Source organism: Sphingobacterium psychroaquaticum (genome assembly GCF_900177625.1).
Classification (GTDB): Bacteria; Bacteroidota; Bacteroidia; order Sphingobacteriales; family Sphingobacteriaceae; genus Sphingobacterium; species Sphingobacterium psychroaquaticum.
In genome coordinates this window covers 433,706-459,796 of record NZ_FXAU01000003.1, presented here as the reverse complement: position 1 = coordinate 459,796, position 26,091 = coordinate 433,706, and the positions used below count along the sequence as shown (strand labels likewise).

At 40.9% G+C, this 26,091-nt stretch carries 22 protein-coding genes and 1 tRNA gene; 13 read left to right on the top strand and 10 right to left on the bottom strand.

Annotated features, from left to right (window positions below):
- Window positions 1–101: 101 nt before the first annotated feature.
- Window positions 102–1,256: an acyloxyacyl hydrolase gene (locus B9Y69_RS10300; RefSeq protein ID WP_085472854.1), complete on the top strand. Its 1,155-nt coding sequence runs from the start codon at window positions 102–104 to the stop codon at window positions 1,254–1,256.
- 38 nt (window positions 1,257–1,294) lie between these two features.
- Here the strand turns inward: B9Y69_RS10300 and B9Y69_RS10295 are convergent, their stop codons facing one another.
- From B9Y69_RS10295 to B9Y69_RS10285, 3 genes are all read right to left on the bottom strand, one after another.
- A complete protein-coding gene (locus tag B9Y69_RS10295) occupies window positions 1,295–1,852 on the bottom strand; it encodes an NADPH-dependent FMN reductase (protein WP_085472853.1) in 558 nt (185 codons plus the stop codon).
- Between the two features lie 139 nt (window positions 1,853–1,991).
- The gene (locus tag B9Y69_RS10290; RefSeq protein WP_085472852.1) at window positions 1,992–2,711 is read right to left on the bottom strand and encodes an AAA family ATPase; all 720 of its coding nucleotides are present in this window, start codon (window positions 2,709–2,711) and stop codon (window positions 1,992–1,994) included.
- 12 nt (window positions 2,712–2,723) lie between these two features.
- Window positions 2,724–3,263, bottom strand: coding sequence for a GNAT family N-acetyltransferase (locus B9Y69_RS10285; RefSeq protein WP_085472851.1), 540 nt, complete (start codon window positions 3,261–3,263; stop codon window positions 2,724–2,726).
- Between the two features lie 234 nt (window positions 3,264–3,497).
- Between B9Y69_RS10285 and pdxR the strand changes: the two genes are divergently transcribed.
- The 8 genes from pdxR to B9Y69_RS10245 all read left to right on the top strand — a co-directional run bounded on the left by pdxR (window position 3,498) and on the right by B9Y69_RS10245 (window position 10,976).
- Window positions 3,498–4,922 carry a MocR-like pyridoxine biosynthesis transcription factor PdxR gene (gene pdxR / locus B9Y69_RS10280; RefSeq protein ID WP_085472850.1) on the top strand — a complete coding sequence of 475 codons (1,425 nt, stop codon included), beginning with the start codon at window positions 3,498–3,500 and terminating at the stop codon, window positions 4,920–4,922.
- A gap of 75 nt (window positions 4,923–4,997) precedes the next feature.
- Window positions 4,998–5,648 (top strand): 3'-5' exonuclease, encoded by a 651-nt coding sequence (locus tag B9Y69_RS10275; protein WP_085472849.1) that lies wholly within the window; start codon window positions 4,998–5,000, stop codon window positions 5,646–5,648.
- A gap of 10 nt (window positions 5,649–5,658) precedes the next feature.
- Window positions 5,659–7,566 carry a DUF294 nucleotidyltransferase-like domain-containing protein gene (locus tag B9Y69_RS10270; protein ID WP_085473048.1) on the top strand — a complete coding sequence of 636 codons (1,908 nt, stop codon included), beginning with the start codon at window positions 5,659–5,661 and terminating at the stop codon, window positions 7,564–7,566.
- A 131-nt stretch (window positions 7,567–7,697) separates the two neighbouring features.
- A tRNA-Ser gene (locus B9Y69_RS10265) sits at window positions 7,698–7,782 on the top strand.
- A gap of 442 nt (window positions 7,783–8,224) precedes the next feature.
- Window positions 8,225–8,863 carry a peroxiredoxin-like family protein gene (locus tag B9Y69_RS10260; RefSeq protein ID WP_085473047.1) on the top strand — a complete coding sequence of 213 codons (639 nt, stop codon included), beginning with the start codon at window positions 8,225–8,227 and terminating at the stop codon, window positions 8,861–8,863.
- 213 nt (window positions 8,864–9,076) lie between these two features.
- Complete coding sequence (locus B9Y69_RS10255) at window positions 9,077–9,595, top strand: Crp/Fnr family transcriptional regulator (protein ID WP_159451831.1); 519 nt, start codon at window positions 9,077–9,079, stop codon at window positions 9,593–9,595.
- Window positions 9,596–9,692: 97 nt separating this feature from the next.
- Window positions 9,693–10,214 (top strand): GNAT family N-acetyltransferase, encoded by a 522-nt coding sequence (locus B9Y69_RS10250; protein ID WP_085472847.1) that lies wholly within the window; start codon window positions 9,693–9,695, stop codon window positions 10,212–10,214.
- A gap of 33 nt (window positions 10,215–10,247) precedes the next feature.
- Entirely contained in the window at window positions 10,248–10,976 is a 729-nt protein-coding gene (locus tag B9Y69_RS10245; protein WP_085472846.1) for a nitroreductase family protein, read from the top strand.
- A 68-nt stretch (window positions 10,977–11,044) separates the two neighbouring features.
- On the opposite strand, the gene B9Y69_RS10240 is transcribed toward B9Y69_RS10245, so the two are convergent.
- From B9Y69_RS10240 to B9Y69_RS10230, 3 genes are all read right to left on the bottom strand, one after another.
- Window positions 11,045–11,536, bottom strand: coding sequence for a cupin domain-containing protein (locus tag B9Y69_RS10240; protein ID WP_085472845.1), 492 nt, complete (start codon window positions 11,534–11,536; stop codon window positions 11,045–11,047).
- A gap of 185 nt (window positions 11,537–11,721) precedes the next feature.
- Window positions 11,722–12,186 carry a cupin domain-containing protein gene (locus B9Y69_RS10235; protein WP_085472844.1) on the bottom strand — a complete coding sequence of 155 codons (465 nt, stop codon included), beginning with the start codon at window positions 12,184–12,186 and terminating at the stop codon, window positions 11,722–11,724.
- 24 nt (window positions 12,187–12,210) lie between these two features.
- A complete protein-coding gene (locus B9Y69_RS10230; RefSeq protein WP_085472843.1) occupies window positions 12,211–13,698 on the bottom strand; it encodes an alpha/beta fold hydrolase in 1,488 nt (495 codons plus the stop codon).
- A 185-nt stretch (window positions 13,699–13,883) separates the two neighbouring features.
- Between B9Y69_RS10230 and B9Y69_RS10225 the strand changes: the two genes are divergently transcribed.
- From B9Y69_RS10225 to B9Y69_RS10215, 3 genes are read left to right on the top strand one after another with little or no spacing between them, the layout of a single operon-like run.
- Window positions 13,884–14,786, top strand: coding sequence for a helix-turn-helix domain-containing protein (locus B9Y69_RS10225; protein ID WP_085472842.1), 903 nt, complete (start codon window positions 13,884–13,886; stop codon window positions 14,784–14,786).
- A 53-nt stretch (window positions 14,787–14,839) separates the two neighbouring features.
- On the top strand, window positions 14,840–15,487 hold the full coding sequence (locus B9Y69_RS10220; protein WP_085472841.1) for a peptidylprolyl isomerase: 648 nt from the start codon (window positions 14,840–14,842) through the stop codon (window positions 15,485–15,487).
- Window positions 15,474–16,622: a serine hydrolase domain-containing protein gene (locus B9Y69_RS10215; RefSeq protein ID WP_085472840.1), complete on the top strand. Its 1,149-nt coding sequence runs from the start codon at window positions 15,474–15,476 to the stop codon at window positions 16,620–16,622. The genes B9Y69_RS10220 and B9Y69_RS10215 overlap by 14 nt, the downstream gene beginning before the upstream one ends.
- Window positions 16,623–16,642: 20 nt before the next feature.
- On the opposite strand, the gene tyrS is transcribed toward B9Y69_RS10215, so the two are convergent.
- Window positions 16,643–17,839 carry a tyrosine--tRNA ligase gene (tyrS, locus tag B9Y69_RS10210; RefSeq protein WP_085473046.1) on the bottom strand — a complete coding sequence of 399 codons (1,197 nt, stop codon included), beginning with the start codon at window positions 17,837–17,839 and terminating at the stop codon, window positions 16,643–16,645.
- A gap of 466 nt (window positions 17,840–18,305) precedes the next feature.
- On the opposite strand from tyrS, the gene B9Y69_RS10205 reads away from it, so the two are divergent.
- Window positions 18,306–21,668, top strand: a complete 3,363-nt coding sequence (locus B9Y69_RS10205) for a DEAD/DEAH box helicase (protein ID WP_085472839.1) — start codon at window positions 18,306–18,308, stop codon at window positions 21,666–21,668.
- 9 nt (window positions 21,669–21,677) lie between these two features.
- Here B9Y69_RS10205 and B9Y69_RS10200 read toward each other — a convergent pair whose 3' ends face one another.
- From B9Y69_RS10200 to leuS, 3 genes are all read right to left on the bottom strand, one after another.
- Window positions 21,678–22,409: a DUF3307 domain-containing protein gene (locus B9Y69_RS10200; RefSeq protein ID WP_085472838.1), complete on the bottom strand. Its 732-nt coding sequence runs from the start codon at window positions 22,407–22,409 to the stop codon at window positions 21,678–21,680.
- A complete protein-coding gene (locus B9Y69_RS10195; protein WP_085472837.1) occupies window positions 22,406–22,996 on the bottom strand; it encodes a hypothetical protein in 591 nt (196 codons plus the stop codon). Before B9Y69_RS10195 ends, B9Y69_RS10200 begins: the two co-directional genes overlap by 4 nt.
- Window positions 22,997–23,218: 222 nt before the next feature.
- Entirely contained in the window at window positions 23,219–26,002 is a 2,784-nt protein-coding gene (leuS, locus tag B9Y69_RS10190; RefSeq protein ID WP_085472836.1) for a leucine--tRNA ligase, read from the bottom strand.
- Window positions 26,003–26,091 lie beyond the last annotated feature (89 nt).

Here is a 26,091-nt window from a genome sequence, read left to right as displayed (position 1 = left end):
ACCGGAGGTTTTTGTTGTTATGCAATAGAGAATGTGACTAAAATCATGCACTATGAAGACAGACACTCTCTTAAAATTTTGGTATTTTTGTGGCCAAATTTATGGAATATTACATCTTTACGTCGAAAAAATTACTATTTAGTATTTGTACAACCTTTATTTTTTTACAACAGGCTACCGCACAAGTGGACAGCACAATACGGAACACCCCTGTCCGAAACCCTTTGATCATCGAAATTGAAGTAGAAAATGGGGGTATCCTCGCCTCAAAAGAGGTCAAAAATACGACCTTTCAGAGCGCGTACTATAATGGTGTAAACCTGAAAGTGGGTTGGAAGATTCAAAAGTCGGATGATCAATACTTTAAACTCTATAACAACCCCATTTACGGGATTGGTTTTTATAGTAGTACTTTCAACACTGAAATATTGGGTAGTCCTTATGCCATTTATGGTTTTGTACAAACGCCATTTGGAAACCTTCATAATAAAAAATGGGAGTTCGATTACCGCATAGGGCTGGGAATATCAGGTAATTTTAGACCGTATGATGAGGAAACAAACCCCTTGAACCTTGTTATCGGAGCTAAAAACAATGTTTATATCGATCTAGGCATTCGGGCACAGTATAAACTCACACCGGAATGGCGCACAGGAGTAGGTTTGGCCTTCCACCATTTTTCTAATGGTGCATTAAAGCTACCGAATAAAGGAGTGAACCTATTTCCATTAACGGCTTCCCTGACCTACCAACCTGGAGGCGGCTCCGTTCTACCCGATAAGCATGATATAAAAGCGTACACAGATAAATTATATATACACCTAAACTATGGCGTTGGCTGGAAGCAGATCGAGCGAGACCATGATCGTCGCTTTTTTAAATCTACTTTTAGTACCTATGTGAGTAAGCATGTTTCTCACAAATGGCGTATGGGAGGAGGTTTCGACGTGTTTTACTCTGCGTCTGGCAATAACGATGATATAGCTGGCGATGAAAAAGGGAAACTGAGTGCAAAACTATCAGGTGGGCCATCCTTCTACCTCGTGCATGTGCTCAATAACGACCTCGTTCTTAATGGTAACGTCGGCTATTACGTACACAAACAAGAGTTTAATGGAGAAATTCAACGAATTTTTCTTCGAGCTGGAGCGCGCTATTACGTCTATAAAAACTTAAATGCCGGTGTGTCTATTAAGGCCCATAAAGGTAAAGCAGATTTTATTGAATGGACCGTGGGATACACGTTAAATAGATAAAGAAGAGGGGTTGCGTCATTTAGATCAACCCCTTTTAATTACGCTACAATTTCTTTAAACCAAGTGATGTAAGCATCCACAGCTCCCTTCAAATAGTCCACCACACGTTTATCTGTAATATTACCGGCTTGGTCTATACACTGATGTATATTGGCTAAATACACTTCTGGTTGTTGCATGGTTGGCATATTGAGAAAGACCAAACTTTGCCTTAAATGATGATTTGCACCAAAACCAGAAAGATTACCTGGAGCATTACTAAATACGGCTGCTGGTTTGCCATCCCATACACTTTTACCATAGGGTCGGGAACCGACATCGACGGCATTTTTTAGCACGGCTGGCACCGACCGATTATACTCCGGTGTCACAAAGATAACCCCATCCACTCCACGTATAGCCGAACGAAACACAATAAAAGACTCAGGAACCCTGTCATGGTCATCAAAATCTTGGTTGTACATATCTAAATCAGCTATCGAAATAATCTTAAACGAAAAGCCTTTAGGTGCCATCTCAAGGAGTAAATTGGCAACTTTCTTTGAGAATGATTCTTTTCGTAAGCTACCTGCAATTATGCCTATTGTTTTATTCATGATTCTTTTATTTAGTAAAACGTGCGTTAACTTCTGCTAATGCACCTACTTACCATAACAAGTATTCCCGTACACTTGTTTTGATCCGTAAACAAAACACTCCCGATTTCATCACAAAATATAAACCATTACTAGATTATTAACCAATCAGTTCAGAAACGTTATCTAAACGATCAATAAGTTTCCTTTTCAGCTGCGTAAATGCCTTATCCTTCGCCTCTGCATAAGATATATTATACGTCCGATCGATAGACTGCATATCCTGCGGAAAAGTCTGCAACAAGTCGTCATAATATTGGTCCAATTCAACCTCACCAGGCATGCTGTAAGTAATTTTAACCTGAAACCGTCGCAGTAAGGCGTGATCGATAATTTCTACGTGATTGGTCGCACAGATTAATAAAGCTTTTTCTGGGAAATAATCTATAAGCTGTATCAGTGTATTTACCAGGCGCCTCATTTCCCCAACATCTTTATCATCACTCCCACGCGCTTTCCCGATCTGATCAAATTCATCTAGAAATAAAATGGCGCGATCTCGTGCCGCTTTGTCGAAAACAGCTTTTAAATTCTGGGAGGTCTCACCTATTCGAGCCGAAACAATCTGGCTTAAATTCAAAATAAACAAAGGCTTACCCAAAGCATGAGCGATTGCTTTCGCTGTTGTCGTTTTACCACAGCCTGAACTCCCGTATAGTAACACCTTATTGTTTACAGGAAGCCCGTATTGCTGCAATTCTGCTACATATTGATTTTCCTTAATCAATTGTGTTATTGCATTCCTGTTTTCAGCACTTAACACCACATCCGCTAAAGGGATTTCACTCTTGTCACTAATTAAAAAATCTGCAATATTCATTCTCTCTCTCTTTTACAGCGGTTTATTTTCCCAGTCCTCTTTTTCGATCTGATATACAAAATTAAGCCGTGAAGCCTCACCGAAATAGGCAACAACTTCCTCTTTAATCTTTTTTGCAGAAAGTCTCTCCATAGCGATTTGCGAACGCTTGTTCTCTGCACCAACATGGAAATACACAGCGGACACAAACCTAAATGCATAGTTTAACATCAGCGTTTTAACTTCCTGATTTATACCTTTACCCCATGATTTTAAACCATAAAACGTATACCCAATAAATATACTATCCGTTTCTTCATCGTAATTATAAAACCGACTACTTCCCAACACCGCGCCACTATCCTTATCCAGCACTTTGAAAGCCCCATTACTCGCTAGTGCTCCAGTAAAGAAGTTACGAAAAACAGACGCTTGCCACCTGTCTTTATTGGGATGTTGTTCCCATATCAGCGGGTCTGAAGCGACAGCATATAAAGATTCAAAGTCGTCCGCAAGCAGCGGTTCAAGCACAACTTTATTTCCCGTCAGCGTAGGTTGTTTATTAAAGTCCATTATAAAATTTATTCAAATGTAATGGATTTAAGCTATTATCACCCCATGCATGCTGGTACAGTTTGTAAAAAAAATAGCTGATCCAGTCCGCTCTTATCGTACCAGAATGTATCTTAAACATCACTTCTCGCCTCGACCTTACACACGTATGACTAAAAATAAGAACTGCCACCACTATTCTACCCTCATTGGACTATCTTTGCAACACAAATAAACAACAATAAAGCAGTCCAGATGTTACGACCTTGGAAATTAGAAATCACCTTAGAACCTCAATCGAGCAAAGCTTTATACCTTCAGATTGCCGATGCCATTGTTGCGGCCATACAATCTGGTCGCCTTAAAGCTGGCGACCCTTTACCTGGTAGCCGTCCACTATCGCAATTATTGTCTGTAAACCGGAACACGATTGTAGAGGCACTCAATGTATTACATTACGAAGGCTGGCTGCGTAGCGAGGAACGTAAAGGCACCTTTATTGCCGATATCTCCATGAAGGAGAAACCTACTACGATACCGCGGGCTCCTCACTCTACACCAGCGGAAGATAGAAAAGAGACAATTCCTTACCTTATTTTTGATGATGGGAACCCAGACAGCAAGATAGCCCCGAGCGCAGAGTTAGCTCGTGCTTACCGCCAGATTTTTACGCGTCAAGGAAAATGGCAAATGTTGCGTTACGGAAATGCGCAAGGCGATCCCGAATTTAGGTCGGCGTTAACACAAATGCTGAACCATCAGCGGGGCATGCATCTAAAAGAAGAAATGCTATGCGTTACACGTGGCAGTCAAATGGCAATTTACTTAGCTGCACAATGTATGTTCAAAAAAGGAGACTGTGTCGTTGTGGAAGATCCGGGATACAGTCCTGCATGGCATACTTTGGCTCACGTTGGTGTTACGCTAATACCGATACCTGTCGACGAAAAAGGACTACAGGTAGATAAGCTCGCAACACTTCTGAAAAATGGCACAAAGATCAAAGCGGTCTACACCACTCCGCATCGTCAATATCCCACCACTGTACCGTTGAGTTTACAACGTCGCTTAGCGCTAGTAAAGTTATCCAATAGTTATAGTTTTACTATAATTGAAGATGACTATGACAATGAATTTCATTATGGTTATAGACCGATCATGCCCCTCGCTAGTGATTCTAATTTGAGGAACTACATCTACATTGGAACTTTAAGTAAAGTCGTTGCCCCCGCTTTGCGCACCGGTTATTTAGCAACCAACGATACGGCTTTAATGTCCAAAATCATTGCGCTTCGCAAACTAATTGATGTACAGAGTGACAGTATTATGGAGCAAGCCATACTTCAGTTAATGAAAGATGGCACGTTAAAACGCCATATCAAAAAGGCCACATCACATTATAAAGAAAAGAGAGATTATACCGTACGATTATTAGAAACCTATCTACGTGATAAAATAACCTATCAAGTTCCCGAAGGTGGATTAGCCTTTTGGATCGTACCAAAAAAACAAATTGATTGGACACGACTCAGTCGTCAACTGATAGATAAAGGCGTAAAAATTGCGGGAATGAAGCAATATGGTTCAGATGGTGTGACTTATGGTTTTCGTTTAGGTTTTGCGGCGCTAACGAATGATGAGCTTGAAGAAGGGCTCAAGAAACTTGCTTCCGTCCTTTAGCTTTTTTGACGGCCAAACATAGTAGATGTATATAAATTTTACTAGTTTTAGTTTCGTAATTATACATTTAACCTCTTGGAACAAAACCTACTCTTTATAGATACCGAAACAACGGGACTTCCTCTTCGTTGGGATCGTCCATATAATGACACGACCAACTGGCCACAGGTCATTCAACTCGCATGGATCGTTGTTAATCCACAGCAGGAAGAAGTTAAGCGCTGCAATTATTACATTTACGAATCCGATATTGCCATCTCTCCAGAATCTGAGAAAATACATGGCATTACCCTTGATTTCTTAAAGAAAAATGGGAAACGTCGAAAAGATATTCTTCGAAAATTCGCTCATGATTTAAAAAAGTTCAATCCTTTAATTATTGGGCATTTTGTGGAACTTGATATCCAAGTTCTTGTAGCGGCATATACACAATGCAAGTTAAAAAATCCCTTTCTTGAGTCTCTATTTTTTTGTACTATGCTCAAAAGCGCGATATACGCGATCCGTCGACAATCCGATTATCTTCGTTTAGACCAACTTTATACACATCTCTTTTCGAGCGCTGCTACGGGGTTACACAATGCTATTTATGATGCTGAAGCTGCTGCAAGATGCTACCTTCACCTGTACAACAACCACACCATAACAGAACGACATATCGTAGAGCAAAACGAAAAATTCAACAAAAAATTCACCTTTAAGTCGGTTGACAAAGTTATTCCTTAATCTTCAATTTATGCATTCATTAGTTGATCTTCTCCGAAAAACCAAACCTTATGACCGTTTACCCGACAGTTTACTATATAGTTTAGCAGAAGCACTTACAAAAGTTACCTACAGTAAAGATACACTTGCCTATCGGCAAGGTGTAACAGACATGGCAGGAGTCGACATCATCAGTAAAGGAGAATATGAAACTTTCTTTTTTGACGGTTCCGAAAATCGACGGATGATAGAACGTCATAGCGAGGCGTATTGTTTCGGAGGAATCTCGGTATTGCTCAATCGAACAAAGGCCTTGAAATCAGTTATGGCAAAAAAAGGAACTGTCGTTTATAAATTGCCAAGCAAAGAGTTTCTTGAATTGTGTAATTCGAATGAGGATTTTTTTCAATTCTACACCTCCGATTACGGTGCGCGCATGTTAAATGATGAATTTTCCCACTTCGTAAAAGCACCGGCATCCTTTGAGGCCAGCTACATCGCAGCCGAACAACTATACTCTCGTCGAATAGACGGCATCATTTATAAAGATATTGTAGCCTGCCCGCTGAATACTCCAATTTTTGAAGCAGCGCAGCTTATGGCACAAAAGAGGGTCAGCTGCCTCTTTATAAAGGATACAGAAGGACATATTATTGGTTACGCAACCGACATCACCCTGCGTGATAAAGTAATCGCAGCTCAAATGAATCCACAAACTCCTATCGCAGAGGTAATGGACAATCCAATCGTTAGCATATCCCATCAGGCCTATCTTTATGAAGCTGTCCTTATGATGTTTCGTACAAAAACACGCTATCTCTTGGTTGAAAAAAACGGTGATTACGTTGGTTTTTTAAGTCGTAATCGACTTTTGAGTGAACAAGGTCAATCTCCGTTGGTCTTTATTCAATCCGTAAAATTAGCAGAGACAATTGACGAATTACGTCAAAAATGGCAGTATGTCCCCGAAATCATCAACCAGCTCCTGGGGCGCGGCGTACACGCCGAAATAACCAATCAGGTCATTACGACCATCGCTGATACTATTGCCGTTAAGGTGATCGAAAAGGTGATCCAAGAAGTCGGCCCCCCACCGGCCAAATTTGTCTATATGGTGACGGGTAGTGAGGGTCGCAAAGAGCAGACTTTAAAGACAGACCAAGATAATGCCATTATCTATGAAGACAAAGCCAATGAACAGCGGGAAACCGTCCGAGCGTATTTCCTTGATTTTGCGACCAAGGTTTCTGATTACCTAAACGATATTGGTTTCGTTTATTGCACAGGTGGTTATATGGCCAGCAACCCCGATTGGACACATTCTCTCTCCCACTGGAAAAGGAACTATAAGCAATGGATCGAAGAAACAGTTCCTGAAAACGCCATTAAGTTTTCGACCTTCTTTGATTGTCGCCTTCTCTATGGAGACCAAGGCATAATCGATGATCTTAAAATTTTCCTCAATGAGGAGCTACAGAAGCCAAACGATCGCTTTTTCGCTTACATTGCCAAGAATGCTTTGCAGTATGAGCCCCCTTTAACATTCTTTAATACGATCAAAACACAAACTATTGGTAAGGAAGCAGTATTCAATATCAAGAAAGCGATGACCCCAATTGTCGACCTGGTCCGTGTCTATGCACTTAAAAATCGTATCTATCAAGAAAATACAGGCGAGCGACTTCAGGCGTTAGTGAAGCTTGAAGTGTTTAAGCAAGCACAATATGATGAATTACATCAATCCTATTACTACCTGATGGCGCTGCGTCTACGAAATCAGGCAAATCAGATTATGGTGGAAAAAAGCGAAGCAGACAACTATATCCGAATAAGTAGTCTGACAAAAATAGAAAAAGCCACTTTAAAGGAAATTTTTAAGACAATTAACAACTTTCAAACCGGAATAAAAATGCGTTTCACGAACAATTTACTAGGTTAAATGCTGTTTAATGGCGGTTTTAAAAGAAATATTTAAGCCTTTTAAAAATTAATCTTCCTCATTTTCAAAGCCTAATGCCTCGATGCACAAATATGTTTTGCAGATCAGCTCAGAATTTCTACTTTTGTGGCGGAGAGTTGGCAGAGTGGTCGAATGCGGCAGTCTTGAAAACTGTTGACTGTCACAGGTCCGGGGGTTCGAATCCCTCACTCTCCGCAGAAAAATAAAGAGAAGTTCAATCCACAAGATTGGACTTTTTTTATGCAATAGTGTTAAGGGATGAGTACCCTCGGGTTCGATCCGAAGGAGGTTCAGGGCTGTATTTGGGGTTTGTGGGGCTGAACCAATCCCTCACTCTCCGCAGAAAAATCCTTCATCGAAAGATGAGGGATTTTTTGCGTTTGAGAGGGATGAGTACACTCGGGTTCTATCCACAATCTAATAATTAATTACTATTTCCCCCACTTATATACCTCGCAATCGGAACAATCCTTTCCCACGAACCGTACCAGCAAGAAATATCGAGAGACAAATAACTTCTTTTATCGCTCCCTCCTACCTTTTCGTAAAATTGACTTTTTTATCCCATAGGGACAATTATATGCGGTATTGTGATTCTGAGTTTACTTTTAAAACTTTGCAAAAAAGTATTCAAAATATGAAAAAAATCGCCCAACAGATTGAGGAATTAAATGAAAACTTGGCACAGCAACTTCCGAGAGAAATCTTAGAAGTATTCGCAAAATCCATTGCAGACTTGAAAACACTAAGCATTGAAGACCATGCGATCAAAACAGGAGAAAAGTTTCCTGACTTCAGCTTGCCAAATACAAATGACAAAAACGTATCGTTAAAAGAGCTGCTAAAAAGAGGGAAAGTAATTATTGCTTTTTTCCGAGGCAGCTGGTGTCCCTATTGCAATATCGAATTGAAAACGCTACAAGACAATCTAAAACAAATCACCGATAGAAATGCAACACTGGTGGCCATCTCCCCACAAACCTCTTATTATAATGAAGAATTAAAGAATAATCACCATCTAGACTTTGAGCTAGTGACAGACAAAAACAATGCTTTAGCTAAGCAGCTGGGCATCTCATTTGAGCTTCAAGACTTCGTAATTCCAGCATATCGTAATTTAGGAATTGACCTATCAGAATACAACAAGAACAACACGAATGAACTACCCACCCCTGCTATTTTCGTGTTAGACCCAAATGGCACTATTACATACCGGTTTGTTGACACCAACTATATGAACAGAATAGATATGCAACAACTTATAGAACAGTTGTAACCGAAGCAAGAAAAGAGACGCGAGCAAGAGCATCAACCAAAAAAGCAGTAGACTAAATTAGGCATCTCGTATAGAAAAACAATCGCTATTCGCTTTATCGAATAAGAGAAGTGAATAAATACGTAGATTGCCTTATTTATTGTTATGTACGAAACCTTGCAACAAAAATTTAGGGAAAAGATAGCCTCATATTCTCCAATTTCAGAGTGTTCCTTGGAGAAGCTTTTAGCCTTAGCTACAGTAATCCACGTAAAGAAAAATGAAGTCTTGGTACAGCAAGGCTTTGTGGCACGTCAGTTTTGTTTTCTACACACCGGATATGTTATCGCATATATCACGGATGATCGCGGAAAGAAATACACAAAAAATATCGCAACGAACAATGATTTTATTGCATCAACTGTTTCCTGTATCTTACATGAACCTTCCAAGTTCACCATAAAGGCAGTAACCGATTGTACACTACTCAGCTTACCCTATAGACCGTTCAGAGAGCTCCTTTTTCAGGTGGATGACCTCAAACTATTTTATATTCATTATCTTGAGAAAAACTGGATCATTGCAAAAGAAGAAAGGGAAATATCCATCGTCATGGAAGAAGCACAGGTACGCTATGAGAAGCTACTAAAAAGTCACCCTGCCATTGAGAAACATGTTGCTCTACAAGACATTGCTTGCCATCTCGGCATCACCCCGACACAGCTTAGCAGGATACGGCGGCTCCGAAAATAAAATTATTCTCAACATATGTAAAAAACAATACTATTTCAGCGCTGTACTTTTGTTCCTCAAAGTCAAGCAAAAAGTAGACGATTAAAGGTTTATAACAATGATACTAAAAAGTCAGCCATCCGATTTTAAGGATATTTACGAGATCATAAACGATGCTTCCGTAGCATATAAAGGCATTATCCCCGCGGACAGATGGAAAGATCCCTACATGACAGAAAAGGAGCTCCATGAACAAATCTTGGAAGGAGTCGAATTTTGGTGCTACCATCAGGACGGTCGCATTCTCGGCGTGATGGGCATTCAGCACAGAGGTGATGTAACTTTAATTCGTCACGCTTATATCCGAACTGTAGTGCGTAACCAAGGAATTGGAGGTACTTTATTAAAACACTTGTCTACCCTTACCCAAAATCCAATTTTAATTGGAACCTGGGCCGATGCTTCTTGGGCCATAAACTTTTACCTCAAAAATGGCTTCCAGCAAGTATCATACACCGAAAAGGAACAGTTGTTGCGCAAGTACTGGAATATCCCGTTTCGGCAAATAGAAACGTCAGTCGTACTCGCTAGTTCTACCTTTTACAAACAGCATATAAAAAACACGAAGAAGAATAAGTAAATAACAAAAAGCCCGTAAAAAGGTTAAACCTATATGACTTTAGAAGAAGCACTCCATCATCGGCGATCCGTACGCGTTTACGACAAAGAAAAAGGTATCGATACGCAAAAAGTTAAGCATTGCCTTGAGCTCGCAACACTCGCGCCCAACAGCTCCAACATGCAATTGTGGGAGTTTTACCACATTACAGATCCCGATCTGCTCGAAAAGTTCATTAAACCCTGTCTTGATCAAAAAGCAATTTCAACTGCGCCCGAACTCGTCGTCTTCGTTACCCGTCAGGATCTACACCGCAGACGAGCCCATGCCGTACTCGAATTTGAGCGCGGCAATATAGCGCGAAACAGTCCGCCCGAACGACAACACCGCCGCATCAAAGACCGTGAAATCTATTATGGTAAGTTAATGCCAACGCTCTACAGTCGCTTTTTTGGCATACTCGGTTTCTTTCGCAATATCCTGTTAACGACAATAAGCCTCTTCCGCCCTATTGTTCGTCAAGTGACTGAAGCTGACGTGCGGGTCGTTGTACATAAGACCTGCGCACTCGCTGCGCAAACCTTTATGATTGCCATGGCTAACGAAGGGCTAGACACTTGCCCCTTAGAAGGTTTTGATAGCGGTCGTGTAAAAAAACTATTGCAATTACCACGAGGGGCAGAAATTAATATGATTATCTCATGCGGAGTACGCAAGGGCAATGAAGGAATATGGGGGGAACGCTATCGCGTACCTTTTGCAGAAGTATACCACAAGCGGTAGCTAAGGACTAAACAAAAAGTCGTATCCAAAAAATGAATACGACTTTCACGCTAAAAAACACGCCAACATTAGGATGCTTCAGCGAGATCTATAGCTGCACGGTACTCCTTCTCTGTGACTGTTTCATGCCACTTGATCAATGCATCAGATTTCTTAGAAGTTACGCTAATGAATTCCAATCCCGATTCCGGCGTTGCACCCACCCAGTGATATAATCCCGGGAATGTTTCAATCGTATCGCCCTTCTTAATTCGAACAACATCCTTTCCTTTCGACTGATAAAACCCTTCACCTTCCGTCACGATAATTACCCGACCACCAGGCATCGTTTGCCAATGCAAATAACTTCCTTCCTCAAGCTGAATATTTGCAACATGAAGATCACTTGTTAAAGTGTCAGCCGTGAGAACTTGAAGTAAGCCCAACCCTATAATTTTATCCGAACCAATCTGCTCCTGCTGAAGTCCTGCTTCAATACTCGATTTTGTACACTTCTTGCAAGCCAACTGCCTTGTGGTGAACCCCACAACAGCCACTAAACCCAAAGAAATCACTAACATATATACACACTTTCTCATCATCATTAAATTTTTATGATAGGTGCTATTCCTATCGGTTTAACTTATTGATACAAAGATCGTCAGTAGCATTGCAATAAAACTACCCGGATTACGGAAAGAATAACCCAAATCACGGATTAACAAAAATTAACAGACTCTCCAGGCTCTAAAGAGGATACACGTTCCTATTTATGGTACTCCTCATCTGTCACTGCATGCAACCAAACAGTTTCGCCTTTCTCACGTCCTGTAATCGCAACTTGCACAAACTTCTCGTCTGCACTAGCCCCATGCCAATGTGGAATATCGGCCGGACATTTAACGACCTCCCCCTTACGTACAATGACTTTAGGCTGTCCTTCCTCTTGGTAGTAACCTACACCATCAATTGCGATAATAATCTGTCCGGCAGGATGCGAATGCCACTTCGTCCGTGCGCCCGGTTCAAAGGTAACCGAACCAACCGCATTCTGGTTACTACTATCCGCGACTACCATATTATGCAGGTAAACAGCGCCTGTAAAATTATCATTGGTGATCTTATCCCCTTTAGGAAAGATTAACTCGACCTCATTCTGCATTGTTGTTGATTTTTCACTGCACCCCATTACAAACAAAGGCGCCATCAATATTCCATATATTTTACTCATATCACAAGAATTACAATTTACAAACTATGGGTTACTACGCACAGGCACAGACACCTTCGTGAAAGACAAAGAGCCGAGCTTCCATTCTGTGCCTTTTTTCACGTATACCTCAGTTACTATAAATGGATTTGTCACCTCATTCCCCCCAACAACAGCCAACAGATCAATACGATTTAACACGACAGCTGTTTGATCCATAATATGCACCGATACCTCATGCACATCCGCTTTTTTATACCAAATACCACCACTTTTAATAACCTGCAACTCCTGCTCCTTACCCCATGATCCTCCCATGTGGACAAAAACTGACGCCGCATCAAACAGATGGTCCAACAGCGCCGTATTCTTATCGGCCATCCATTGCCACTTTTGTTTAGAAAGTTTTATCACCTGTTGCTTTTCGAGATCAGCCATATCTCCAACAGCCACATCTTGCACCAAACCTTTCCGATTCAACCATTCCCACAAATGATCCGCTACCTCCTTATTATTTAAGTCCGAAAATGGAAAATGCGTATTCCCCTTTATCCCTACTTCAGGTAAATGAACCACCGTTGCATCGCCACCATATTTATTGATAGTTGCCGCCCATAACTTTGCCATCTCTAATCCCGATCGCCAATGGTCCATATTCCAAACGGCGCTCGATGTAGATGCGATATTATCGCCATAATATATAACAATTGGAATCTTTGTAAGCTTCAAAAAATCAGCCTTAGGAACCTCTCCCCCTTTTAATGCTCCAAACAGCCCTGTAGAGGCTATTGGTGCGGGCGCTTCACCTTCAGGAAAAACAAAGCCACTGTAGGGTTCGTATGCCACAATCGCTTTGACATGTTCATTCCTCATCGCCGTAGACCAACCAGGTCCTCCGCCTTGAGAGTGTGTAACCAAAATGCCGTCACCAACTTTCGTAAAAAGTTCCGATAGTGCATCGGTAACAACAACGCCATCAAAACTACCTGTGTTTGGCGTCATCTGACGGAAGAACTGTATCAATGCATCTTTATCTTTAGGGAACTGAACATTAGGGAAAAAGTCCGGATAATTACCAATTCTAAATTGTGTAAACCAAAACTGTTCATCCGCAATTGGCGTGATCGTCGTACCAACCATACTCTTGCCGGCAGCTCCACGTCGGGGTTGATCCAAAAGGTAAACCCCAAAACCACGCTTCAGAAAAATATTCTGAAAACCCTCACGTCCGTCGGGAGTCGACTCCCAGGTTTTCTTCGATTGACCGGCGCCATGTAGGAAAACTAAGGGTAAACGATGTGCCTGCTTCGGCATTTGATAAAAAACATAAGCATGGTCACCATGAAAAGTTTGTCCTTGGGGATTCATGGCATCACTTAAATCGAATGTTCCCTCCGCCTGAAGCACACGACCTCCAACCGCAAAACTTCCTTGCTGAGCCAACACGATCGTGTTTTGTTGTTCCTGCGCATGCAGCATAACACAACTAGTCAAACTCCATGCACATGCACTAAAATATTTCAATACTTTCATTCCTTTTATGTTCGTTAAAGATTCGTTTCGTTAAACAACTACTACATAAACAAAGTTCTTAATTCGTTCCCTGCATATTGGTATACAAATTACTGATTTTACTACCATCTTTACGGATACGTTCTACAGTAATAGTTTGATAATCAAAGAATGTTTAAGTTTGTATTAAACAAAGGAAAGCGGAAATGGAAAAAGCATATACATTCGATACGATTCATCAATACAATGTTTTCAATAATCACGAGACATTGAACCCATTAGTGAGCGTTATCGACTTTTCAAAAGCGCATGAACGCACGGGATCTCGTATGACCTTTGGTCTATATTGTATTTTTGTTAAAGATATTAAGTGTGGTGACCTTAAGTACGGATGTAACTACTATGACTATGAAGAAGGCACCTTAGTCTTTATTTCTCCTGGGCAAGTGATTGATGTTGAAAACAAAGTTGACCTGTACCAACCAAAGGGATACGGCCTAGTTTTCCATCCGGACCTGATTAAAGGTACTGCGCTAGCCAACCTCATGGATGATTACCATTTTTTTAGCTATAACACAAACGAAGCGCTTCATCTGTCTGCCGAAGAACGAAAAATCGTCTTCGATTGCTTTGCTAAAATCGAATATGAGCTGAGTCATTCCATCGATAAACACAGCAAGAAGCTTATCGCATCCAACATCGAGCTTTTCTTAAACTATTGTGAACGCTTCTATGATCGTCAATTCATCACACGGGAAAACGCAAACAAAGGAATTTTAGAAAAATTCGAACAGCACTTAAATACATACTTTAATTCTGAAAACCCGTACACCATTGGCTTGCCAACGGTAGCCTACTTCGCTGATGAGCTGCATTTGTCCGCTAATTATTTTGGCGACCTAATAAAAAAGGAAACAGGTAAATCGGCTCAGGATTATATTCAAAACAAAACCATCGATATCGCAAAGACCAAAATTCAATCCGGCGACAAGACCATAAACGAAATTGCGTATGAATTAGGTTTTAAGTACCCGCAACATTTTAGCCGATTGTTTAAAAATCGAGTAGGTATGACGCCCAATGAATATCGCAATGTAGGTAACAATTAGTGGCAAAAAAAGAGTAATTTAGCTCTTCAAACAGTGTTTTAACAAAACCCGACATGAAGAAAATATTGCTCTTACTAACGCTATTTATCTGTACAATTGGTCTCCAGGCGCAAACATACCGCTTATCCTTTGAGACGCATTATGGCGTTTTTAAAGTTCAACTGTATGATTACACACCCCAGCACCGAGACCTCATACTCAACGCGATAAAAACGGATGTATATAAAGACGCGCTATTCAATCGTGTCATCAAGAATTTTGTGGTTCAAGGTGGTGAGCATGATATTGATATTGAGAAGCGTGAAGCAGCTGATCCGGCGCAAGGAAAGCCTCGCTTAGCGCCCGAATTTGATGCACGGGCTTTTCATAAGATGGGGGTACTAGGTGCCGGCCGTGACAACAACCCGTCAAAATCCTCTTTCTTAAACCAAATCTACTTTGTGGTCGGTAAACCCGTTACCGAACAAGAGCTCAACGAACTTAGTCGGAAGAAAAACCACGAATTTACAGCAGAGCAGCGCGCAGAATACCTCAAAAATGGAGGTCTTCCACGTTTAGACGGAGACTACACCGTATTCGGAGAGGTGTATGAAGGTTTTGACGTACTGCTTAAGATCAGTGGCGTCGCTACCGACAAGTTAGATTACCCCGTAGAAAAAATTCCATTTAAATTACAGATCATCAAAGATGAAGCAAAATAGTTTTTTACTCCTTATCTGCTGTTTCTGGATGCAAAAGCTAAGCGCACAACGCCCGTTTAAACCGTTGGAAGTTGATCTTGTAATCGAGTCACTTATTCAAAAAGAGGGACCCGGACTTTCCGCTCTTGCAACAGAAAAAGGAACAGCGATCTATAGCGAACAACGCGGGGTTACGGCTTTAGATAATCAGACAGCAATCGAAGCCAAAAGTCACTTTCGGATGGCATCAATCAGTAAGCACGTAACGGCCTTTAGCCTCTATAAGCTCATCGAAACAAGAAAAATAACATTAAATCAAACCATTGGTAAATACTTCCCAAAGCTACCTTCTCGTGTGCAGCAAATTACCATCGCGCAATTGCTCCAGCATAGCTCCGGTATCTTGGATTATGAGAACCTTTTACCATCGACACAGCGTGAACAAATACTAGATGCCGATATTTTACCTTATCTCGAAACAACCGACTCCCTGTACTTTACGCCTGGAACGAAGTTTCGATACAGTAACACGGGATACTGTCTCCTTGCCCTTATCATAGAACAGGTCTCTGGATTGCCTTACCCCCAATTTGTTAAAAACCATATATTTACACCTATCGGCTTAACGGATGCATTAATATATCAAGCTAACGCATCCATTCCTGATCGTGCGTACGGTTATCACCCCGAAGGAAGCGTCTTTCATTTTGCCGATCAGAGTATAACCAGTGCCACCAAAGGTGATGGGGGCGTTTATTTTTCCAGCAACGATTTCCACCAATGGGCACGACATATTGGTAAGACCTACCTATCCGATGCTTCTTTCAAACCATGGTTTCTGAAAAACAGCATACGAGTGATAGGACAAATTCGATATAGCATGGGGCTCTTCTACTACCAAGACAAACTTGGCAACCTCTATTGCTTTCACTCCGGTGAATCCACCGGTTTCAATAATATCATGTATATCGACGTTACGCGCGACCTCATTGTCAGCATATTTTCAAATCGCGACGACGCCGTTGTTTCCAGACCGTTCGAGGACATTATGCTTCGCGTTGACAAAAACAAACTAAAGAAAAGCTATATACAGGAACCATTATTCGACTGGTTAAGCAAGGTTTATACAAACGAGCCAATGGTCGTCAGCCATTAACTCGTTTAAAAACATAAGCCCTATCCTACTAATTCGAAAAAATCGCGTTTCCCCATTTTCACCCGCACCTCTTTACCGACAGGAATGAGGAAATCTGCATCACCCATTTTAACCCCATCCAGTTGGACAGCTCCTTCTTGGATCAGTCGACGGATGGCGGATTTGCTCAATGAGGGCTTCAGCTGCACGCAGAGATCAACCAGCGCAATCGCAGTAGCATTGACTGTTAAATCACGCCATGCCGTTGACAAAAAGCTTTTCGACTCGAATTGTTTATTCTGAAACTGTGTCCTAAAAAAATCAGCTGCGGTTGTAGCTGCATCCAAACTATGGTACTGCTTAATGATGTTTTCTGCGATCATCTGCTTGACGAGCATCGGATTTACACCATCAGTCAACTGCTGTTTAATACCTTGCTTCTCTGCCTCGGAGAAATCCGTAGTTAGATCCAAATATTCTTCCAACAGGGTATCAGGGACAGACATCATCTTACCATACATATCATTCGGCTCGTCTGTTAACCCGATAATATTGTTTAAGGATTTGCTCATCTTCTCCTTTCCGTCAAGCCCTTTCAATAACGGCATACACATCACGACCTGTCCGTCCACTCCCATTACCTCCTGAAGCTGTCGTCCCATCGTGCAGTTAAATAACTGATCCGTTCCGCCCATTTCAATATCAGCGTTTATCTGCACCGAATCATAACCTTGTAAAACCGGGTACACCAACTCATGCATCGCAATAGGTGTGTTCTCGGTAAAACGCTTATTGAAATCGTGCCGATGCATCAACTGGGCCACCGTAACCTTTGATAGTAGTTGAATAACATCCGAAAAGGATAATGTATCTAACCAATCGGAGTTAAAGACGATTTTCGCTTGAGCGACATCAATCACTTTCGATAATTGGTTGATATAAGTCTCAGCATTGTAGGTCACCTCTTCGGTATTAAGGGGTTTGCGACTTTTGTTTTTCCCCGTGGGATCGCCAATACGTGCGGTAAAGCTCCCTACTAAAATCACAACCTGATGACCCAAATCTTGAAATTGCTTCAGCTTTTTGAGCACCACGGCATGTCCCAAATGTAAATCAGGCGCAGTGGGATCAAACCCCAGTTTAATCGTGAGCGGACGATTCTCTTTTAGTTTTAGCTCCAAACCTTGTTGTGGGAGCATAATCTCTACATTTTCCTGTAACCTTTCTAATGCATTCATTTTCATGTTATATTATTTGTTTCTATTTCATTTACCACCACAACGACTCCTCGCTTCTGGCGCATTCAATGCCTGTACAACGGATCTAGCCAAGAGACCAAATAGTTCTAAAACTAATTCAGAGTTTTGCTGCCCCGGTTTTTAGGGCACAAAAAAAGCCCGGACATGACTGCCCGGGCTTTGGATATGCTGTATATTTTTAATTCAAAATGTCAATTTCGATATTCTTGTTCAAAAACATAGGCATAGCCAGTCCGAGCACATACCGAACGATAATAAGTGCTGAAAAATGGAAGGCGTAATATGCTGTTCAAGAATTTCATTTCGCATACAAAGATAGGCTTTCTTCAGAAAGAAGCAAAATATCATAAGAGCACAACACCCACAAGACTCCTCTTTTTTAACAGAGATAATAGCATATACACGAGATTTATCTATGTTTGCAAAAGACAGGGAAAGAATATAAATGAGAAACAATTTAGGCAGCTACGAGCTGAAAAACATGAACTTTGCAAACATAAACCGTTATGCTTTGCTGGTCCATGTTCAATCGGCCCTGTTTCTCAACACAAAAGAGTACCAGTATTTTACAGCGACAGATTTAACAATCGATCGAGGTATTTTCAGTCGCGGCAACACGGTTAAACAACCTCTATCTAATGCTACATCAGACTCTATCCCTTCGGTAACAATTGTTCAGGATACCGACGGTATTGTGGTTTCTTGCACTTGCGCGCACGATGGCAATAAGCTTTGCGAGCATGCAGCACAAGCGCTTTTCTGTGTTATGGAAAGTACGCTATATCGTCCGTTCTTCGATCATGCCACCCGGCATCGATTGATGCTGCCAAGTGCTAAAAAATATGGTCTCGATCAAGAGTCAAACTTGGATGCATTTTTCTCCTTAACATGGGAAACAGGACAAATCATAATCAGTCCAAGCATCAAAGAATTGCTTCCAATAGATTACCCTCTATTCAAGCAAACATTGCTTGCACCGAAGGAGGAACGTCAAGCCTCCTCTACCCCGCAATCGATCCTTGTAATTGGGCGACACCGCTACTATAACCAACTGTATTGCCAGGTAATGTCCGCCGAGCGAACTCAAAATGGCACATTGAAGAATCCGATTAATCCATTAGACGTATCTACCCATATATGGAAAAGCAACAACCATCAGGAAGTTAAATTTTTCACGGCGATAGCGACACTTCAAAACCAATATGGTGAAACAGACGAAGAAATGGATTACAATCTTCTACGATCTCTAGTTGCCAACCCGTTGCAACTGGAGGTATATCACCACAATCGGAACATTTCAGAAAAAATAACAGCACGCACATTAGTTCCAATAAAACTTATTGATGCGAATGCATACATAAAGCTATCCGTTTTTCAAAAAGAGCCCTTTTATGAAGTTACAGGAGAATTAGTGCTTGCTGACGAGCATATCTCGTTTACAGAGGTAGCTATTCGATATGGTTGCTTTATTTTCTATAATGACACCTTTCACTTACTGCCTAATGCCGCAGTATTACGTGTAATCAAGTTCTTTAAAAGTAATCACGAAAAACTACTTATCCATCCATCCAAGTATGAGGAGTTTTCGACCAATATATTGGCACCATTAGAGCACTATGTACAGGTACATTACAGCTACATTATAGCCGCGACAACTGCTGCAGAAAAAACTAGGGAACAAACAGCTCCACAGCCGATTATTTATTTAGAGCAAGAAGGAAACTTTATCGGCATCACCCCTGTTATGAAGTATAGTCGCTTAGAGGTTCCTGTATATTCGAGAAAAGAGCTGTACCAGACAGATGCTAATGGTAATACAGTCCATGTGGCACGTCATTTGGATGCCGAAGCAAAACTCTTAAAGACAGTGCTCAAACAACATCCCGATTTTGAAGAGCAACGAAAAGAGATTACATATTTCTACCTCCATAAAGATAAATTTTTCGAAGACGATTGGTTCTTGAATGCGTTTGAGGATTGGCAACATGAAGGTATTACTATTTTGGGATTCGATAGCATAGAAAATAATAATCTAAATCCGAATCGAGCCAAAATTGATATTCAAATACTTAGTGGAGAGGATTGGTTCAATGCCGATCTTCGCGTAAAATTTGGAAAACAAAAAGCTTCCATGCGACAATTGATGAAGGCTATCCGACACAAACGTAAGTTTGTAGAGCTTGGCGATGGTTCGCACGGGATGTTACCGGATGAATGGCTACAAAAAATTGAACAGTACTTTCGAATCTTTGAAGTGGACAAGGAACTATTTAAGATCCCGAAAATCGGTTTTTCTGATTTAGCTACGCTTTTTGAAAAGGATGTGTTTCTAAACGAAGCACGCAATGAACTCACGCTTTTACAAAAGGATTTTTCAAAAGCCAAGAAAAGACCCAATGTACCAACTCCCCTAGGCCTTAAAGCCACCTTACGGACTTACCAACAAGAAGGACTTAATTGGTTGGCTTTTCTAGATAATCGCAATTTTGGTGGCTGCTTAGCCGACGATATGGGGCTTGGAAAAACCCTTCAAATTATTGCTTTTATTTTATACCTACGAGAAAGAAACGGTGCACGAACGCACCTCATTGTTGTTCCAACGTCTTTACTATTCAACTGGCAGGAAGAAATACGCAAATTTGCACCTGATCTAAAAAGTCTGACTTACCACGGAGAAAAACGCAACAAAAACCTATTATCAGGCAAAGAACACGACGTTATATTAACCAGCTATGGAACTATCCTTTCGGATATTGACCATTGGAAAAAAGCATCTTTCGATTATATATTCGTTGATGAGTCGCAGGCTATTAAAAATCCCAATGCAGAACGCTACAAAGCATTGCGGCTTCTTGATGCGCGTAATCGTATTGTTATGACAGGAACACCGATCGAGAACAATACCTTTGATATTTACGGGCAAATGTCTTTTTGCTGTCCTGGATTACTAGGGAGCAAGCTCTATTTTAAAAATACGTACGCTATTCCTATCGATCGTTTTGGCGATAATAAAAGAGCAAAAGAACTTTTCGAAAAAATAGCTCCATTTGTATTACGTCGCACCAAAAAGCAAGTAGCTAAAGAATTACCGGAAAAGACCGAAATCGTACTTTATTGCGAGATGGAAGAACAACAACGCGCTCTTTACAATGAATTAGAAGAGGAACTCCGTTCCTTTGTGGCTGAAAGAGACGAACAAGAGGTACGGGAGCAACGGATCCATGTACTAGCGGGTCTGACAAAATTGCGGCAAATCTGCAATTCTCCACGCTTACTAAAGGAAGGTCACACAGGAGAGCATGCCGCTAAGGTAGAAGTTCTCCTATCAGAAATTGAAAACAAAGTAACAGAGCATAAAATCCTGATCTTCTCCCAGTTTGTAGAAATGCTTGACATTATTAAAGAAGCATTACAGACTCGCAATATAGGCTTTGAGTATCTTACGGGACAAAGTAACGATCGCGGAACAAAAGTAAATAATTTCAAATCTAACGATGCGGTACGTGTATTCCTAATCAGCTTGAAAGCGGGAGGTGTCGGATTAAACCTAACTGAGGCAGACTATGTTTACCTGGTCGATCCGTGGTGGAATCCTGCTGTTGAGAATCAGGCAATTGACCGCGTGCACCGTATTGGACAAAACAAACCCGTCATGGCGATACGCCTAATCTGTCAGGACAGCATCGAAGAAAAAATGATGCGTTTGCAACAGCGCAAACGAATGTTAGCACAAGACCTGATTAAAAGCGATAAGACAGCGCAGAATGATTTAAGTAAAGAAGATCTCTTAACGTTATTAGGGAAATAAACAACACCGCTAAGTCAAGTGTTTTAAACTCAACAATAAGCCATAGCCAATAACGATTGCCAACATAAAGCTGGCTAGCGTACCAAGCAAGACATACTCCGTAAATTTGGTATCTTTTGCATTAGCAAGATCACCAAACCTAAAAATTGATTTTGCGGCAAGCAAAAAACCAACCCCCGATAAGAAACTGATCTGAATAAAAAATACAATAAGTAACCGCTCCATAATACCGATAAGCATTCCAGCATCAACAAGCGAGTTTACTTCTTTTGTTTGCATCTCCTTTTCTTGCTTCCACCGACTAAAAAAGACATTCAGCAAAATAGGACTTACACAAGTTGTCAGTAAAAAAGCAATGACATAGAGCATTGTCTTGACCGAAAGTAATTGTGGGATCCAGTCGGACGGAAAGCCAAAAACAAAGATGGTAAGTCCCGCGAGTACCAACATATGTAAGAATTGGTCAATCAGGAAGGCGCTCAATGGTTTAAGATTCAATGTCCGTTCCATCCATATTTTAAAGCTATCAATCACCAAATGGGAACATATTACAAATAACAAAGCTTGCCAATGCACCGAAAGTTCCTTTATAAAAAGTATGGCTAGCAGTACAGTATGCACTGCTATATGGAGTAACAGATAACCTACGTTATACTTTCTCTTTTCTACCCAACCACGGGGTTGAAATAGAAAATCTCCCATTATATGCGCTAAAAAAAGCTTTAGAAAAAAAACGATCATATCTTCAGTAACTCATTTGTACAATAATCAATTGCCTTTTTCACATCGTGAAATGCAGCTCTCTGTAACTCTGCACTCACTTGACTCTGGTATTTTCGGTTTAGTTTTTTTGACAATTCTTGTTGGTTTATCTCGGGGTACTGCAACGATACCATCACCGTTTCTGCCATATTAATTGTCCAGCGAGAAGCCAAACTTGTTGATAGCCCCATCATCACATTGCACATGTCATCATACGATGGATTGGATGATTTTATGCGTAAGGTATCTTTTTTAAGGGCGTCAAAAGCCTCTCCTGAAAATAATAAACCCGAACCAAAACTATGCTTGACATGTGAAGCATTAACGTCTTTATTCCCAATACCAATCCCGATACGAGCATCTAATTGAACGGTCATCAAAGCCGCCTTGATATAAAAAGCCGCCACAAAAGTATCTTTCAAAGATACTTCAGCCTGAAAACTATCTCCTCGAAAAATATCAAACTTAAAGGAATATACACGTAAAGACTCCTCTAATAAAGACAACCAAATTTTTGAATCAACAGTTCTTGACCCAATAACATCTCCTGTTAATATTGCTATCATAATCAAATACCTTACTCAAACTTAATTATTTTACCCCAAAATACTACTATCGCCTGGCGATTAATATCCATAAAGCCGTTATTACATATTATCATGAAATAAGATAATAACTAACATTATTATCAAATATAGTGATATTTTAAATTATCACTATATATCATGATAAAAAAAAAGAGGACTTAGGCATAACCCAAATCCTCTTTAACATATAATAAGGGGTAATTACACCACAATATTAATAATCTTACCTTTTACAAAGATCAGTTTCTTAACGGCCTTTCCGTCCAAATAGCGTTGTACATCTGCGTTTGCTAATACTGTCTCTTCTACAGTTTTCTGATCCAAATCAAGAGCTAGTGAAAGGTTCATTTTCATTTTTCCATTCACTGATACCGGATATGCAAACTCTGATTCAACAAGGTATGCAGGGTTAAAGACAGGATAAGCAGCATAAGAGATACTACCCGCTTTATGTCCCAATAACGACCATAGCTCCTCGGTAATATGTGGCGCATAAGGTTGTAGAACAATCAAAAGATCTTCCAGCACTTTACGCTTATCACTCTTGAGGTCTGTCAGTTCGTTCACACAGATCATAAAAGCAGAAACAGAGGTATTGAACGAGAAACGTTCCACATCATCCTCTACCTTTTTAATAATTTTATGCACGGCCTTAAACTCTGCTTTAGTCGGCTCTTCATCTGACACGTGGAAGTTTCCTTCTGCATCATGGAACAACCGCCAAACCTTACGTAAAAATTTATAAACGCCTTCAATACCATTTGTATTCCATGGCTTAGCTTGTTCTAATGGACCTAAGAACATTTCATAAAGACGTAGTGTATCCGCGCCATACGCACTAATGATATCATCTGGGTTCACAACATTGAACTTCGACTTCGACATCTTCTCGACCTCAGTTCCACAGATGTATTTACCGTTTTCTAAGACAAATTCAGCAAGTGCATAGTCTGGTCGTGAAGCTTTAAATTTCTCCGTATCCAACACATCGTTATGTACAATATTCACATCCACATGCAATGCAATCGTTTTGTACGAATCTTTTAATCCAAGGGATACAAACTGGTTCGTTCCTCTTCCTTCCTCATCCAACACACGGTATACAAAACTAGAACGTCCCTGAATCATTCCTTGATTAATCAATTTCTTGAACGGTTCTTCTTCGTTGTGGAAGCCTAAATCTTTTAACGCTTTGTTCCAAAAGCGTGAATATAACAAGTGACCTGTAGCATGCTCAGAACCACCAATATATAAATCTACAGATTTCCAATACTCCACAGACTCCTTTGACGCAAAAGCATCCGCATTTTGAGGATCCATGTAACGGAACCAATACCACGAAGAACCTGCCCAGCCTGGCATGGTGCTTAACTCATACTCGTATTGGTCTTGATATTTCCAATCTGTTGCACGCCCTAACGGTGGTTCACCACTTTCGGTAGGCAAGTACTTATCTACTTCAGGCAAAAGTAATGGCAACTCTGCTTCATTAATCAAGTACGGTAAACCGTTCTTAAAATATACAGGCACAGGTTCTCCCCAGTAACGCTGACGACCAAAAATAGCGTCTCGCATACGGAAGTTAACCTTCGCTTTACCCAACTTCAACTCTTCCAGTTTTGCGACTAAAGCAGGCACTGCCTCCTCATATGTCATTCCATTAATAAAGCCTGAATTGATATATTTACCATCTTTGTTTGCATCCGCCGCCTCATCCAATTGCTGGGTATCAGAAATGGGTACGATCGGTAAATTAAAATGCTTCGCAAAAACATAATCACGCTGATCACCAGAAGGTACCGCCATGACAGCTCCTGTACCGTATCCAGCTAGCACATAATCGGCAATCCAGATCTGTACATCTTCCCCTGTAATTGGGTGTTTCGCAAATGAACCCGTGAAAGCGCCCGATACCGTTTTGGTATCCGCCATCCGATCAAGTTCTGATTTCTTTGATGTTTTATCAATATAAGCTTCTATTTCAGCCCTCTGTGCTTCCGTAGTTAAAGTCGAAACAAGATCATGCTCTGGCGCCAACACCACGAAAGACACGCCGAAAATGGTATCTACACGCGTCGTAAAAACTTCAATATCTGTATTAATTTGAGGGACTGGAAACTTTACGGATGCCCCCACTGATTTTCCAATCCAGTTGCGTTGCATCTCGACCAAAGGCTCCGGCCAATCAATCGTATCAAGACCACGCAACAAACGGTCTGCATACGCAGTAATGCGCATAGACCATTGCATCATCTTTTTCTGTTCTACCGGATAACCACCTCGTTCTGAAAGACCGTTGATTACCTCATCATTCGCCAATACAGTGCCTAGCGCCGCGCACCAGTTCACTGTACTTTCACGTAGGTAAGCCAACCGATATTTTAAAAGCTCACGTTGTTGCTCCTCCTCCGAGTAAGCCCCCCATTCTGCTGCCGTAAACTCATTTACATCCTCATCGGAAACAGCTTTAATACCCAAAGAACCAGAAGTTTCGAACTTCTCAATTAATGTATTTATGGATTCCGCTTTATCACTATCTTTGTTATACCAAGCATCAAAAAGCTGCATAAAAATCCACTGCGTCCACTTGTAGTAATCTGCATTGGAAGTTCTGATCTCACGCGACCAATCATACGAAAACCCGATATTATCCATCTGCTCACGATAGCGATTGATATTCGCATCCGTGGTAATCGCAGGATGTTGTCCTGTTTGTATCGCATACTGTTCAGCAGGCAGTCCAAAAGAATCATACCCCATCGGATGTAACACATTAAACCCCTTCAGTCGTTTATACCGTGCGAAAATATCTGATGCGATATAACCCAGCGGATGTCCTACGTGTAGCCCCGCTCCTGACGGATACGGAAACATATCCAACACGTAATACTTCGGCTTATCAGTCGACTCCGACGGTTTAAACGTTCCATTATCTGCCCAGAAATGTTGCCATTTCTTTTCTAAAGATTGATGATTGTATTCCATAATTGACCTGTTCTGCTAATCTCAAAGAGATGCGAAAATAGCTATTTTACGTCAAAATAGACATAAAAGTTTCATTTTAAACAATATTT